The organism is Mycoplasma zalophi (assembly GCF_018914005.1).
In the GTDB taxonomy this organism is placed as follows: Bacteria; Bacillota_I; Bacilli_A; order Mycoplasmatales; family Metamycoplasmataceae; genus Metamycoplasma; species Metamycoplasma zalophi_A.
In genome coordinates this window covers 79,551-95,183 of the sequence record NZ_JAHMHI010000001.1, presented here as the reverse complement: position 1 = coordinate 95,183, position 15,633 = coordinate 79,551, and the positions used below count along the sequence as shown (strand labels likewise).

Sequence of the window (15,633 nt, the reverse complement as noted above, 5' to 3'; positions counted from 1 at the left end):
AAAATATGGAATAGAAAAAATTATTTTAAAAACTAAAAAAAATGACAAAGTGCTAAAAAATTTTACTCAAACATTAACTCAATTTGAAATGTTTTCAAAAAATGATATTGAATTTAATAAAATATACAACCAATATGCGCAAATGTATACAAAATTTAAGGCAAAACATTCTGGTTTGGTATTTTATTCAACAACTCTTAAAAATACAATTCATTTTACTTTTGACAAAAAACTAGTAGTTATTTTAAAAGAAATAAAAAACATAGATAAGGGTTTAAGAAAATGTAAAAAAGACATTAAAGTAATTTCACAACTTGAAAAAAACATTAATTCTTTTGTTAAAAAACACACAAAAAATACTGAATTAATTATTCATCACGCTCGTTTGTTATTTTCATTTTTTAGAAAACTTAGCAGTTATGTTAAGATTAATGAACAAAAATACGTTTTTTTTAACTCAGAAATTCAGATAATTGAAAATCAATGGAGTGAAAACTATAATTTTTTTAAAAATAATGAATTTATAAAAAATAATAGCAATATAAACTTTACTAATTTAAAAAACTTGAATTTAATTTTGTTAAATTATTCAAAAATATTAAATGAAGCTTATGGTTTAAAAATGTTTTTGGATACCAAAATAAATGATTTTTTTAAAATAAAAACTAAATTACAACAAAATTGTTTTACAAATTTCATAGTTAAATTCAACATTACAAAAAGATTATCTGAAATAGAAAAATGAATCAAAAGTCTTCAAGAATTATTTGAACAAAAAAATTATTTAAAAAATTCTAAAAAAATTAATGAATTGTTTGCAAACCTTTTACAAGAAATAAATAAAATAATACATGAATTTAAGATAGAAGAGAATGCATATAAATACTTAAAAGAGACTACCTATAATAAAGAAAATGTTGAAACTTTACTAAAAAATTTAGAAGAAAAAAAACAAGAATTGAAAAAAGATTATCTATTTTTTAAAAAAAATAATCAACTAACATACGCAATGGAAGAAAACATTTTAAAATACAAAAATTTATGAAAAAATGATTTTAGAGATGATTTTTTTACTTTAATAAGTGGAACAAAATTTACAAATCAGCAAGCGTTATTGCAATTATTAACTATAATAAAAGAAATAAATAACCAGCTTATTGTTATTCAGGATTTAAAAAAGCAATTTTCACCATTAAATGAAGTAATTTCAAAAATGAAAAAATATGAATTTAAATTTTTAGCTATGCAAGCTGAATTAAAAACTTTAAATTTAGAACTAACAGATATTGAATGAAAAAATATTGAAAATATTAAAGAATTTAACAAAAAAATTCGGATTAAAAACCAAAACAATAGTTATATTTTTGAGGCTTTTAATGATGATGTCGAAAATTTTGTATTAAAAGTAAAAGCAATGGAAGCATCAATTGGTATAAAAATAAAAGCATATAAATTGTTTCAAATTTCAATTACTTTTTTTAATAGATATAGAAGTAGTATTCCAGATATTAATAATTTATGCTTGGAAATTGAAAAAAGTATTGAATCTAAAAAATATATAGAAGCAGTTGATAAAATTTATAAACACATAGAAAAAGGAAGTAACTAATGAAAAAAATCTTATTAAGATATGGGGAATTAACTTTAAAGGGTAAAAATAGAATTAATTTTATAAAAGTTTTAGAGAATAATTTAAAGAAAAAAATGGAAGGTGAAGTAGTTGTAACTTTTGATCGTGCTTTTATTAGCTATTCTGAAAATAACGTAAATCAATTACAATATATTTTTGGATTATCAAGTTATAGCATTGTTGAAGAAATAGATACAACTTGAGATAATATTGTTAACTGTGTATTAGAAGAAGCAAAACAATTTAAATTTAATTCTTTTAGAATTCAGACAAAAAGATCAGATAAAAACTTTATGTTTTCTAGTCAAGAAACTAATGAAAAATTAGGGGGAATAATTTTAAAAAATTTTGAAAACTCATATGTACAATTAAAAGATTCTGACTTAACAATATATGTTGAAATAAAAGCTAAAAAATCATTTGTGTTTTCAAATTATAATTATACAAGAGGTGGAATGCCTGTTGGAATAAGCGGCAAAACACTGCATTTAATGAGTGGTGGAATTGATAGTCCTGTTGCTGCTAATTTAATGCAAAAAAGGGGATTAATAGTTGATTTTATTAACTTTATAACTCCGCCACACACTGATTTTTTCACAACTCAAAAAGTAGAAGAATTAATTACACAAATTACAAAATATCAATTAAAATCAACATTATTTCAGATAAATTACACAAAAATAATGAATTATTTAGCACTTGTTTCTAATCAAAAATACAAAATTACTTTAATGAGAAGAAGTTTTTACCGTATTGCTGATGCAATTGCAAAAAAATTTCATTATACTGCATTATCTAATGGTGAAAATTTAGCACAAGTAGCTAGTCAAACGTTAGAAAGCATTAATGTTATTCAAGAAGTGACAAATTTACCAATTTTTAGACCTTTGGTAAGTTTTGATAAAAATGATACCATAAAAATAGCAGAGCAAATTAACACTTATGAAATAAGTATAAGAAGAGCTTGTGAAACATGTGAATTATTTGCTCCTAAAGAACCAGTTACAAAACCTAATTTGCAAGAAGCGCTAAAATTAGAAGAAGAATTGCCAAGACTAAAGGAATTAGAGACAGAAGCAATTGAAAATGTGACCATATATCATTTTACAAACAAATAGAGAGGCTAAAAATGAAACTAATTAATTTACATGTAAACACAGTATTTTCTTTACTTGAATCAACTATTGAACTTGATTCTCTTATAAAATGAGCAAAAGATAATGAACTTGAGTATCTTGCAATAACAGAGAACAAAAATATGTTTTCATTTGCTCAATTTTGTATAAAAGCTAAAGAAAATAATATTAAAACTATTTACGGAATCCAAATAAAAACTACTCAAGAAGCAACGGAATCTGAACTAATAGTTATTGCTAAAAATTTATCAGGATTAAAAGAATTATTTGAGCTAAATTTTTATCAATCACAAAATGAATTAGTTTCACAAACATATTTAAGACAATTTCAAAATTTAATTTTTATCGATCATCCTACATTGGGTTTATTTGCACAAACTAAGTGTAAATATACTGAAATAGACACATATATTGCAATAAACTTACAAATTATTGAAAAATTAAAAATCGATTTAAATACAATAAATGATCAAAAGTTTCTTTATGTTAATGAAGGAAGAATTTTTGATCATTTTGATAATCAAACACTTGAAACACTGGAATGAATAAAAACACAAAACAAAACAAAACGTTTTATTGATATTTTAGTTGCTAACATAGAAACCGATGATTTAAGAATTCAAAAACTTATTGAATTTACAAATAATTTAGCTAAATCTCTTGCAATTGAAGTACCTATTTCTAAATTTAAAATGCCGGTTTATAAAAATTCAGAAAATATTTCAAGTTTTGAATTTTTAAAAAAATTAGTAATTGAAAGTGCAAAAAACAAAATAAAAAAAATTAACTTAGATGAATATAAGCAAAGATTAACATACGAATTAAAAATTATTAAACAATTAGGTTTTGAAGATTATTTTTTAATTATTTGAGATTTTATTAAATGAGCTAAGGCAAATCATATTTCAATAGGGCCGGGTCGTGGATCAGCGGCGGGATCTTTAATTAGTTATTTATTAGGTATTACCCAAATCGATCCAATTGAATACAATTTATTATTTGAAAGATTTTTAAATCCTAAAAGAATTAGTTTACCAGATATAGATATTGATGTTCAAGACGACAGAAGGCAAGATTTAATAAATTATTTAATTTCAAAATACGGAAAAGAAAATGTATCATCAATTATTACTTTTTCAACATTAGGTTCAAAATCATCTATGCGTGATAGTGCACGAAGTTTCAATGTTCCTATTCCAGTAATTGATCATTTAGCAAAAAAAATTCCTAACAATTTAAGATTAGAAGAAATTTACGAACAAGAATATGCATTTCGTGATGAATTAAATAAATATAAAAATCCAGAAACAGGTGAAAATGATTTAAAAAACGCTTTTAATGAAGCATGTAAAATTCAAGGTTTTTATCGTCAAACTGGAACTCATGCAGCTGGAATTGTTATTTCTGATCAAAAAATTATTAAAAAATCGCCAATTATGTTTGCAAACGATTACTTGCAAACCGAAATAACCATGGATTATTTAGAGACTTTTGGACTTTTAAAAATCGATATTTTAGGACTTAAAACACTTTCTATTATTAATGATATTTTATTAGAAATTAAAAAACAAAATCCCAATTTTGATATTGACGATATACCTTTAAATGACAAAGCAACTTTTACGTTACTTTCAGGTGGTAAAACTGCGGGTATTTTTCAACTAGAAAGTCCAGGAATGCGTAATACATTAATGAAAGTAAAAGTAACAGATTTTAATGATATTGCAGCGATTATTAGTTTGTTTAGACCAGGTCCTATGCAACATATTAAATCATATGCAAATAGAAAAAATCAAAAAGAAGAAATTCCAAAAGTAGAAAAAATTTTTGATAAGGTTTTAGAAAAAACGTATGGAATAATGATTTACCAAGAACAAGTTTTAGAAATTGTTCAAAAAATAAGTAATATGGATTATGCTGAAGCTGATTTATTAAGAAGAGCAATTAGTAAGAAAAAAGTTGAAGAATTTTTAAGTTTTAAAGATATTTTTATTAAAAAAGCCGTTGAAAATAATTATGATAGACAATTAGCTGAAAATATTTTTGATAATATCGAAAGTTTTGCTGCTTATGGTTTTAATAAATCTCATGCAGTTAGTTATTCACTAATTACATATCGTATGGCTTATTTAAAAACCCATTTTCCACTAGAATTTTATAATGCAATTATCTCTTCTTCTATTAATAGTTATGAAGATTTAAATAAATATATTTTCGAAGCACAAGAATTAGGCATTTCTGTAGTAAGTCCAACAATTAATGATTCAGAATTAAAATCTATTATAAAAAATAAAAAAATTTATTTACCTTTAACAATGATCAAAGGTTTTGGTAAAGTTGGGGCAGAAAATATTGTAAGCGAAAGAAATAAAAATGGTGTTTTTAAAAACATTTTAGAAACATTTTTAAGATTAAGAGCTGCTTCAATTGGAGAAAGCACTCTTAAAACATTAACAAAAGCTAGCATATTTAGGGAATTTGAAAATCAAGTTTCAATATTAAATAGTTTAGAAAATTCTACCGCATTTAAATTAGAATTATTTAATGGATATAATACAAAAACAAAGATGATTAATTGAGAACAAATTAACTGAAATGTTAAACCAATTCACTATAATTATGATTATGAATTTGAATCAAAAAATGAAATATTATATTTAGGTAATGTTTATAATTCTTCTCTTACAAAGCAATTTGAATCAGATATAAGATTAATTGATATTCACCCTGGTACCCAACATAAAATTGCAGTTTATATAAAAGATGCAATTGTAAAAACCACTAAAAATAATAAGCCTTTTACCATTGTAAATTTATTTGATAGTAGCGCCTCAATTCAAGTGTTTATTTGAAATAATTCACCAATTAAAGAGCACGTCGGTAAAATTATTTATGTTGATATTCTTAAAAAACAAGATTTAAGTTGACAAATTAAAGGTTGAAAGGAAATGTAATGAAAAAAAGAGTAATTATTATTGATGGAACATATTTAGTATTTAAAAGTTATTATGGAACATTATATTCAAAATTAAAGTTAGAAACAACAACAGGTATTAAAACAAATGCTATTGTTGGTTTTTTTAATACAGTTTTTAAATTATTAAAAGAATATTCACCAGATCAAGTTTTCTTTTGCTTTGATGCAAGAGCAAAAACCTTCAGACACGAAGAATACCCAGAATATAAACAACAAAGACAAAAAGCACCTGAAGATTTTTATACTCAACTTTTGATTATAAAGGATCTTTTACCAGAACTTAATTTCAAGAGTTTTGAACAAAACGGATTTGAAGCTGATGACATAGTTGCAACAATAACTTCTCAATTAAAAGAAAATACAGAAATATTAATCTATTCAGCCGACCAAGATTTAAATCAACTAATTGATATCAATGTAAAAATTTTAAAACCCAAAAATAGGGAGTTAATTGAAATAACAAATGATAACTTTTTTGAAATTTATAATTTTTATCCTTGACAAGTTGTAGACTATAAATCAATAGTTGGTGATAGTTCTGATAATTTTAAAGGTGTAAAAGGAATTGGACCAAAAACTGCAATTAAATTATTAGACAAATATCATAATGTAGAAAATATTTATGTAAATATACAGTCACTAGATAAAAATATTCAAAAAAAATTTTTAGAATATCAAAATGATCTAAAAAGAGATAAATATTTAGCACAACTGAGATATGATGTACCTTTTGAAGATAAAAACATTTTAAACTCATTTTTAAATGTAAAAATATCAGAAAATGCTCAAAATAGATTGCAAGAATTAGAACTTGTTAAAATAACTCAAAATTTAAAAAAATTAGAGGTAATTTAAATGATAGCGATAATTGGAAAAAGTGGTGTAGGTAAATCAACATTTTTAAATTTTTTACAGCATCAAGGCTATCATGTTTTAATTGTTGATAATCTAGTAAAAAAACTCTATCAAAATGGAAGTGAAGGTTATAAATTAATAAAAAATAATCTTGGTGAAAATTTTGTAAATGATGTTGAAGTTGATAAAAAAGCACTTGTGGATAGACTTTTTTTACAACCTGAGTTTATTAACGAAATTGAATCATTAATTTTTCCCTTAATTGAAAATCATTTGGAAAATAATTTTTATGATTTCGTAGAAATCCCAATTTTATACAAAAAAAATGCTAATTTCAGCCGTTTTTTTTCAAAAGTTATTCGCATTGAGATTCCGGAAAAAAGAAGAGTAAAAAACTTACAAAAACGAAATGTAAATAACAAGAATAAAATTGTAATTGATACTATAAATAAGCACTTTTTTGATCCTAAAATTGTAAATATTTATTGTTATAAAGTTCTATCTAGAAATTTTTTTAAAAAATTCTTCAAAATTTATTTTTCAAGCATTTAAAATTAGATTATCAAGAACGAAAAATTCGAAATTAATAATTTAGATTTGAGGTGTTGTATGCAGTACAATAATTTTTATATTGAAAAAAATCAATACATTAGTCAAACAGACTTAGAAAATATTCGTATTTTATACACACCTATTATAGGTATGGAATCAGTTGCGCTTTATCATTATTTATTAGATGAATTTAATTTAACTCAAAATCCTAGATATGAGTTTTCATTGGATGAAGTTTTAAATTATTTAAATTGTAATATAGAAATCCTAACTGATGCAAAAGATAAATTAGAAGCCGTGGGTTTAATAAGATGTTTTGAATCTCCCTTATTTCAAAACATGATCATTTCTTTAAATAAACCACTAACAATTGAACAATATCAAAAATCAGTTTTAGCTAAACAACTTTTTAAATTAATTGGTGAAAAAAAATATGAAAAAATATTTTTTGCACAACAGTTATTTACTTTAAATAAAGACGAATATATTAACACTTCAAAAAAATATACTGATTTATTTGAATTAAAGGATAATATAAATTTAAACTTCGATAAATTACATACTGAAATAGAAAAATCTAAAAATATTAATGCAAATACAAATTTTGGTAATATTTTAACTCCTGAACAATTTATAAAACAAAAAACAAATCAAGAGCCAACTATATACCATAAAAAGATGATTGAAAACTTAGTTAATTTAGGTTTTTTAGATGAACAAATTAACTTATTTATTGATTTTTCATTGAAAGTTAACAATCAAATTGTTGTAAATTATGTTGAAACTATTGCTCGTGACTACGCAACAAAAAACATTATGTTAACAAATGATATTAAAAAGGAATTAGAAATCACTTTAGAAATAAAAAACTATTCAAAAAATAAACAAAATATCAATAATTTATATTAATGAACGGAATTCAAATGAGTAATGTATCAATAAAAGAAATTAAAATAAATTTAAATACTCCTAAAGTAAAATTAAGCAAAATACAAGAAGAAATGCTTAATAATGATGAAATCAAAGAAATTATCGCTAAACTTAATCTTAATGATGAACAAGTTAAAGAAGGAATGAATTTATTATATAAATATTATAGTTATTTAAAAAAATATCAAAAAAAACCTGATTGAGAATTAGTGGTAAATAGTTATGGATTTTTAGATTTAGATTTTAGTAATCAACCATGATTTAAAAAACAAAAAATTTTAGACAATTTTTGATTTTCAAACATAACAAACATTGAAAAAGATATTGATAATTTTTGAAATAGCAAAACTAAAAAAACAGAAGCGCTTAAAAAAACAATAGAAACATTTAAAGAATATGGAGATATAAAAAAATTAATAAATGATCATTTAAAACTTAAGGCTACTAAAAGTTTATTTATTGTAAATGATGATTTAATTAATGTGAATTATTCATTAAAATATTTAGCTTTTTTAATAGCATCACAAAATAAAACTGTTGCTTTTTTAGATTTAAATGATTTGTATAATTTTTTAAGCATTCAAGGATACAAGATCAAAGATTCTATTCTTCCACTTTTAAAAGATGTAGATTATCTATTTTATACAGGTTTAGGCTTGATTAATAAACCTCTTTGGTTTTTTCAAGAATATATTATGAATATTTTAATGTCTAGAACTCAAATGCAAAAAATGACATATATTTTTAGTTTTGTTGATATAGAAAAAAAATCAACACAGTTAATTAGTAATACAAATAATTTTGACGAAAAAACTTTTAAAAATTTAAAAAATATTTTAGTAAAATTAATAAACGAAAATTTTGATACATTAAAAAAATAATTTTTGAAATTTTTAAATTAAAATCATTATAGTGATAGTTTGTAAGAAAGGACAAATATGCAAAAAACAAAAAAAATAGCAATTAATGGTTTCGGAAGAATCGGAAGATTAGTATTTAGAGATATTTTTGAAGAAAAAGATATAGAAATAGTAGCCATTAATGACTTGACAAATTCTCAAACATTAGCTCACTTATTAAAATACGACACTGCACATAGAAAATTTAATCACGATGTAACTTTTAGTGAAAATAATATTATAGTTGATGAAAAAATAATTCCTATATTTAGTGAAAAGGATCCAAAAAATCTCCCATGAAAATCACTAGATGTTGACGTGGTTGTTGAAGCGACAGGACGCTTTACAACCGAAGAAGGTGCTTCATTACATATTGAAGCAGGAGCAAAAAAAGTAATTATTACAGCTCCTTCAAAAGGTTCAAATAACGTTAAAACAATAGTATATTCAGTTAATGAAAATATACTAACAAATGAAGATAAAATTATCAGTACTGCCTCATGTACAACAAACTGTTTAGCTCCTATTGCAAATATTTTAAATAAAGAATATAAAATTAAAAAAGGTTTTATGACAACAGTTCATGCATATACAGCTGATCAAAATCTTCAAGATGGACCTCATAGAGATTTACGTAGAGCAAGAGCAGCTGCTATGAATATAGTTCCTACAACAACAGGAGCAGCAAAAGCTATAGGATTGGTAATTCCTGAATTAGCAGGAGTTATGGACGGAATTGCTTTAAGAGTTCCAACTGTTACTGGTTCAATTGTTGATTTAACTTTAGAACTTGAAAAAGAACCTACTGTTAAAGAGATTAATGAATTAATGAAACAAAACGCTTCAGAATCACTTATTTTTACTGATGAACCTATAGTATCTAGCGATATTATCGGTTCACATGGTGCATGATTTGATTCGCTTTTAACAAGTGTTATTGAAGTTGATGGCAAAAAATTATATAAAGTTTTTGGTTGATACGACAATGAACAAAGTTTTGTAAGCCAATATGTAAGAGTTTTAAAACACGTTTTAGAATTAAAATAAATATATTTTAAAGAGATATTTATATCTCTTTTTTATATTTTTTATGTGGTAAAATTAAAATAAGTTATTAAGGAGTAAAATTGACTAATAATACTTATAAAGCTTTATATAGACAATATAGACCAAGAAATTTTAATGAAGTAAAAGGTCAAGAACATATTGTAAAAACATTAAAAAATATTATTTTAAATAACAAAGTATCTCATGCTTATTTATTTAGTGGGCCAAGAGGGACGGGTAAAACATCAATAGCTAAAATTTTTGCCTCTACTTTAAATTGTTCACATAATGAAGAAAATTCATTTGAAGCGTGTGAAAAGTGTATAAAAAATGTTGATAATAGTTTAGATATAATTGAAATTGATGCAGCTTCAAACACTGGTATAGATGATATTAGAAACTTAAAAGAAAAAATTAAAAATCTTCCTACTAGTTCAAAATATAAAATTTATATTATTGATGAAGTACATATGCTATCAAAATCAGCATGAAATGCACTTTTAAAAACTATTGAAGAACCACCACTACATGTTATTTTCATATTAGCAACCACCGATCCTCAAAAAATCCCGATGACTGTTTTAAGTCGTGTTCAAAGATTTAATTTCAGAAAAATTGAAAATAAATTTATTATTGAACAACTTAAGTATGTTTATGAAAAAGAAAATATTGAATTCGAAGAAGATGCTCTTAAATTACTAGCTACACTAAGTAATGGAGCGATGAGAGATGCATTAACTATGGCAGATCAAGTATCTATTTTTAGTGGTGAAAAAAAAGTGACAAAAAAAGATGTTGAAATAATTTTTAGCTTGACATCAAATGAAACGATAATTGAATTGCTAAATTTAATTTCTTTTAATTCATTAAATGAAACACTAAAATATAATGAAAATATTTTTGACAATGGAATAGATACTGAACGTTTAATTATTCACTTATTAGATATATTAAAAGATTTTATTATATACAAACAAACAAATGATCCAGAATTATTAATTAATTCTCAGGAACTAGAAATTAAAAATTTAAAATTAAATTTATCAAACTCTTATTTAATTTTAGATCACTTCATTCAACTTCTTAAAGATATAAAATATTCTGATACACCAAAACAACAGTTTGAAATATCATTAATTAAACTTTATGGAGATATTCATAAAAACACCAATATTGAAACCACTGATTTTCAAAATCAAATTACTACTGAAATTAAAGAAAATCAAATGTCAATTAATGATGATTTTCAAGAATTTTCAGCACCCAAAGATTCAAATGAAGATTTATTAGAAATTGAAAATAATCAACAAAGCATAGAAGAGGACTGAACTGGTTTAGAAGATAATTCATTAAACGATCAGCAAAATTTTGAAAATAATAATGAAAATATTTACAAAACAGTAGAAAAAGATAATGAAATTAATGACTTAAATTCAAATACCGCATATGCAGATAACATTAAACAAAATAACCAAAATTCTCGAAATTCATATGCAAAAGACATTAATAAATTTTTACCTATTGATGACATAGTAAATGATACCATTATTGAAAAACAATCAACTAATCAAAAAATTAATTCAATTTTACATAATACCCAAGAATTTGCAGTTATTCAAAATGATTTAACAAGCGAACAAGAAATAGTTCAAGATAGTATTTTAAATCAAGAAGAAGATGAAGAAGAAATTGTCGCATCTGATATTTTTGATTCAAATGATGATTATGAAAACAATTCTAACTTCATTCAAACAACAAAAAAACCAAAAGAAATAGAAGTTGATGACATTATTAATATGATGTTAATAAGTCAAAAAGAAAAACATGAATCAAATCCAACAAATTGATCTGTTATTTATAAAAGTAATATTTTAAAAAGTCTAGATACTGATAAAAATCCTGCATATGATAACTATAAAAAATTATTTTCAAACATAAAATTAATACTTGCTGCAGAAAAATTCATTATTTTCTTAGCAGATTATCAAAGTATCATTAATGCATACTTACAATATTTAGAAGAATTTCAATTCCATGAATATATAAAATCAGTTTTTTCTAAAGAAATTTGTATTTTTGTAGTTAATAGAAATAAATTAGAAAAAGCCAGTCAGTATTGAAGAGAAAATAGAGTGGAAATTTCACAAAGAAAAATAGTGCCTATGACATGCAATATGAAAAATCCAACAAATTTCCAATCAAAACAAAGTATAGATAAATTAAAAGAAACATTTGGAGATAAATTAAAAATAACAAAATAGGAGAAAACAATGAATATACAAGAAATGTTAAAACAAGCAAAAAAAATGCAAAGCGAAATGGAACTAAAAGAAAAAGAAATTGCAAAAAAAGAATTTGTAGTTGAAAAAATGGGAATAACATTAACAATTTTAGGATCAAGAAAATTAAAATCTGTAAAAATAAATGAAGCATTAATTGATCCAGATGATCCTGAAACATTAGAAGATTTAATAGTAGTTGCATTTAATGATGCGATGGAAACTATTGATAAAGCTTACGAAGAATTGAGTCAATCATTACCACAAGGAAATCTGCCTTTTTAAATGAAAGACGAATCATATAAAGAACTTTTAAAACTTTTAAAACAAATACCAGGAATAACCGCAAAACAAGCAGAAAAAATTATTTATTTTATTTTATTTTCTGATCAAACATACATTGATGATTTAACAAATATCTTAAAAACTTTTAAACAAACACACAAAAAGTGCATTATTTGTAATAATTTTGATAAAAAAGATATTTGTACTATCTGTTTACAAAGAAAAAACGCAAATAAATTGTTAGTTGTTCTAAAGGCAGAAGATATTCAAAAATTTGAAGATCTTGATTTTTTTAATGGAAAATACTTTGTTATTGAAAAATTAATTAATCCCGTTAAAAAAATTTCTATTGATCAAAAAAATATTGAATTATTTTTAGCGTCAACTGAAAGCGCGAATGAAATTATATTGGCATTACCTAGTAATTTAGAAGGGCAAATGACAATGCAATATTTAAAAACGCTAGTAAAAGATAAAACAAAAAAAATATATCAATTAAGTACAGGTATTCCTGTTGGAGCTAGTGTTGATTATATTGACCCAATTACTTTAATTCAATCACTTAAAAACAAAACAGAAGTTTAGGAGATATTATGAAAAGAGCAAGATTTATAACTTTTGAAGGTATGGATGGTAGTGGTAAAACTACAATAATAAGTAAATTAAAACAAAAATTTGTTGAGGAAAACATAATAAATAATTTTGTTTTTACTCGTGAACCAGGAAGTTCAAAAAGTGATGAAGCTGAAAAAATAAGAAATTTTATTTTGGATAACAATAATACATTCAGTTCAGCTGTCGAAGCTCTTTTATTTGCAGCAAGCAGAAGAATCAATTTAGAAAAAGCGATTTGACCTGCATTAGAAAATAATAAAATCGTAATTAGTGACAGATATTATCACTCTTCTTTAATTTACCAAGGCGTTTTAGGAAATGTTGGTATTGAACAAGTTCGTGAAATTAATATGATTGCCACTGATTACACAAAACCAGATTTAATTATTTTCTTTGACTTAAAACCAGAAATTTCCTTACAACGAATTACACAGAACCGTCTTGTTTTAGATCGCATGGAAACAAGTGATTTAGAATATTATAAAAAATTACATGACGGTTATAAAAGGTTAATCGATTATGAACCAGAAATTTTTGAAATTGTGGATGCTTCAAAACCAATTGAAGAAGTTTTAAATGATGTCTTAGAAATTTTTAAAAAGAAAGTTTTATAAATATGAAAGATAATAACTATGTTTATAAATTAATAGATAATTCAATAAAACAAAATAAACCATTTCAATCAGTTATTTTTTCATCATCTAAAAACTTTAAAATCGATAAATATATTTTGTATTACATAAATAAGTTACAAAATTCACAATTTAGTGATTTTGAACAATTACAAAAACAAATTAATATTCAAATTCTAGGTGATATTCATTCATTAAATAAAGATGAAATTTTAAATTCCATTAACGAAACTTTTTTTACAATGAATAAAGCCATTAAAAATATATTAATTATAAAAAGCATTGAAAACGGATCAACACAGGCAATTAATGCATTATTAAAATATCTAGAAACTTTATCTAGTAATATTTTTGTTTTAATTACAACAAATAATAAAGGTGCTGTTTTAAAAACAATACTTTCAAGAAGCACAGTTATTGATTTAATTGATGAAAATACACAAGAATTGGAAAATTATTTAAAAAATTTAAACACTCCTTTTGTTAATTTTTATCAAATTCTTACAAATGATATTGATATTTTTAGTACATTTTATTCATTAGAAAATGACAACATTTTACAAGACATTTTAAAAGCAATTAATCAAGAAAACTTGAATTTTTTTGATATCTTAATCACTAAAATGAATTTTGAAAACAGTTTTTTAATTTTAAACTTTTTAAGCTATGTTTTTAAAAATATTTATTTTTTACAAAACAACATTAACCTAAATAAAATTGATAAATTAATAATTAATAAAACAACAAAAAATACTGAAAAAATTTTGAATTTAATAAATAAATATCAAAATGTAATTACCAATAGTACTTATAATTTTAAAATTCAAAAATCAGCTTTTATTTTAGAATTAAGGAGTTTATATGAATAAATTTTACATTGTAGGAACACCGATTGGTAATTTAAAAGATATTACATATAGAGCAATTGAAACATTAAAAAATGTTGATATTATTTTGTGTGAAGATACTAGAAATTCAAAAATATTACTTGATTTTTATGAAATCAAAAAACCGCTTATGTCATATCATAATTTCAATGAAGAAATCATGGCAAAAAAAACAATTAATTTAATTAAAAATGAAAATAAATCAATTGCTTTGATTTCGGATGCTGGAATGCCTGTTATAAGTGATCCTGGTTTTGAAATTATTAAACACTGTTATGAAAATGATATAGATGTTGAAGTAATAAGTGGTCCAACTGCGCTTATTCACGCAGTAATAAAAGCAAATTTTTCTAGTCAATTTAGTTTTTTAGGTTTTTTAAAAGATAAAAGTGAACAAAGAATCAATCAATTAAAAAAATTAGGCTATGGCGTTTATGTCGCTTACATTTCACCACATAAATTACTTAGATCTTTAGAAGATTTTGATAAAGTTTTTAAAGATCAAGAATGTAAAATATTTTTAATTAAAGAAATGACAAAAAAATTTGAAACTTTTTATTCAGGGACTGCAAAAGAAGTAATAAATCAAATAAATAACAATACAAAAGGTGAATTTGTCATTGTTTTTAATATTCAAAAACCCAAACATTTAAAAGTAAATAAATATGAAAAATTTTCGAAAATAAATAAATAATTTATAACATTTAAAAAATATATGCTATAATATAAAAACTACTTGGCGGAGGTGGCGAAGTGGTTAACGCTCTGGGTTGTGGCTCCAGCATACGCGGGTTCGATTCCCGTCCTCCGCCCCATTTTTTTTATAAATTTTTTATTTTTTTATTTTTCTTAGCTGTTTTTAATTTATTAAAAACAATATGTGTTGTGGTAAAATTTAAACATATTAAT

At 23.4% G+C, this 15,633-nt stretch carries 14 protein-coding genes and 1 tRNA gene; all 15 read left to right on the top strand.

Annotated features, from left to right (window positions below; all coding sequences use genetic code 4):
- Window positions 1-49: 49 nt before the first annotated feature.
- The 15 genes from KQ877_RS00500 (at window position 50) to KQ877_RS00430 (ending at window position 15,539) form a co-directional block, all read left to right on the top strand.
- Entirely contained in the window at window positions 50-1,609 is a 1,560-nt protein-coding gene (locus tag KQ877_RS00500) for a septation ring formation regulator EzrA (RefSeq protein ID WP_216535693.1), read from the top strand.
- Window positions 1,609-2,748 carry a tRNA uracil 4-sulfurtransferase ThiI gene (gene thiI / locus KQ877_RS00495; RefSeq protein WP_216535692.1) on the top strand — a complete coding sequence of 380 codons (1,140 nt, stop codon included), beginning with the start codon at window positions 1,609-1,611 and terminating at the stop codon, window positions 2,746-2,748. Before KQ877_RS00500 ends, thiI begins: the two co-directional genes overlap by 1 nt.
- 11 nt (window positions 2,749-2,759) lie before the next feature.
- Window positions 2,760-5,720 (top strand): DNA polymerase III subunit alpha, encoded by a 2,961-nt coding sequence (gene dnaE, locus KQ877_RS03515; protein WP_216535691.1) that lies wholly within the window; start codon window positions 2,760-2,762, stop codon window positions 5,718-5,720.
- Window positions 5,720-6,598, top strand: coding sequence for a 5'-3' exonuclease (locus tag KQ877_RS00485; RefSeq protein ID WP_216488924.1), 879 nt, complete (start codon window positions 5,720-5,722; stop codon window positions 6,596-6,598). Before dnaE ends, KQ877_RS00485 begins: the two co-directional genes overlap by 1 nt.
- On the top strand, window positions 6,599-7,150 hold the full coding sequence (coaE, locus tag KQ877_RS00480) for a dephospho-CoA kinase (RefSeq protein WP_216535690.1): 552 nt from the start codon (window positions 6,599-6,601) through the stop codon (window positions 7,148-7,150).
- A gap of 57 nt (window positions 7,151-7,207) precedes the next feature.
- On the top strand, window positions 7,208-8,059 hold the full coding sequence (locus KQ877_RS00475) for a DnaD domain protein (protein ID WP_216488927.1): 852 nt from the start codon (window positions 7,208-7,210) through the stop codon (window positions 8,057-8,059).
- Window positions 8,060-8,073: 14 nt separating this feature from the next.
- Window positions 8,074-8,961: a hypothetical protein gene (locus KQ877_RS00470; RefSeq protein WP_216535689.1), complete on the top strand. Its 888-nt coding sequence runs from the start codon at window positions 8,074-8,076 to the stop codon at window positions 8,959-8,961.
- A 57-nt stretch (window positions 8,962-9,018) separates the two neighbouring features.
- Window positions 9,019-10,026 (top strand): type I glyceraldehyde-3-phosphate dehydrogenase, encoded by a 1,008-nt coding sequence (gene gap, locus KQ877_RS00465; RefSeq protein ID WP_216488931.1) that lies wholly within the window; start codon window positions 9,019-9,021, stop codon window positions 10,024-10,026.
- Between the two features lie 80 nt (window positions 10,027-10,106).
- Window positions 10,107-12,287 (top strand): DNA polymerase III subunit gamma/tau, encoded by a 2,181-nt coding sequence (gene dnaX, locus KQ877_RS00460; RefSeq protein WP_216535688.1) that lies wholly within the window; start codon window positions 10,107-10,109, stop codon window positions 12,285-12,287.
- Between the two features lie 9 nt (window positions 12,288-12,296).
- Window positions 12,297-12,590: a YbaB/EbfC family nucleoid-associated protein gene (locus KQ877_RS00455; protein ID WP_216488935.1), complete on the top strand. Its 294-nt coding sequence runs from the start codon at window positions 12,297-12,299 to the stop codon at window positions 12,588-12,590.
- On the top strand, window positions 12,591-13,175 hold the full coding sequence (locus KQ877_RS00450) for a toprim domain-containing protein (protein WP_216535687.1): 585 nt from the start codon (window positions 12,591-12,593) through the stop codon (window positions 13,173-13,175).
- Between the two features lie 8 nt (window positions 13,176-13,183).
- The gene (tmk, locus tag KQ877_RS00445) at window positions 13,184-13,819 is read left to right on the top strand and encodes a dTMP kinase (RefSeq protein ID WP_281412493.1); all 636 of its coding nucleotides are present in this window, start codon (window positions 13,184-13,186) and stop codon (window positions 13,817-13,819) included.
- A 2-nt stretch (window positions 13,820-13,821) separates the two neighbouring features.
- Window positions 13,822-14,706 carry a hypothetical protein gene (locus tag KQ877_RS00440; protein ID WP_216535686.1) on the top strand — a complete coding sequence of 295 codons (885 nt, stop codon included), beginning with the start codon at window positions 13,822-13,824 and terminating at the stop codon, window positions 14,704-14,706.
- The gene (gene rsmI / locus KQ877_RS00435; protein ID WP_216535685.1) at window positions 14,699-15,418 is read left to right on the top strand and encodes a 16S rRNA (cytidine(1402)-2'-O)-methyltransferase; all 720 of its coding nucleotides are present in this window, start codon (window positions 14,699-14,701) and stop codon (window positions 15,416-15,418) included. The genes KQ877_RS00440 and rsmI overlap by 8 nt, the downstream gene beginning before the upstream one ends.
- Window positions 15,419-15,463: 45 nt before the next feature.
- Window positions 15,464-15,539, top strand: a tRNA-His gene (locus KQ877_RS00430).
- The last annotated feature ends 94 nt before the right edge of the window (window positions 15,540-15,633 follow it).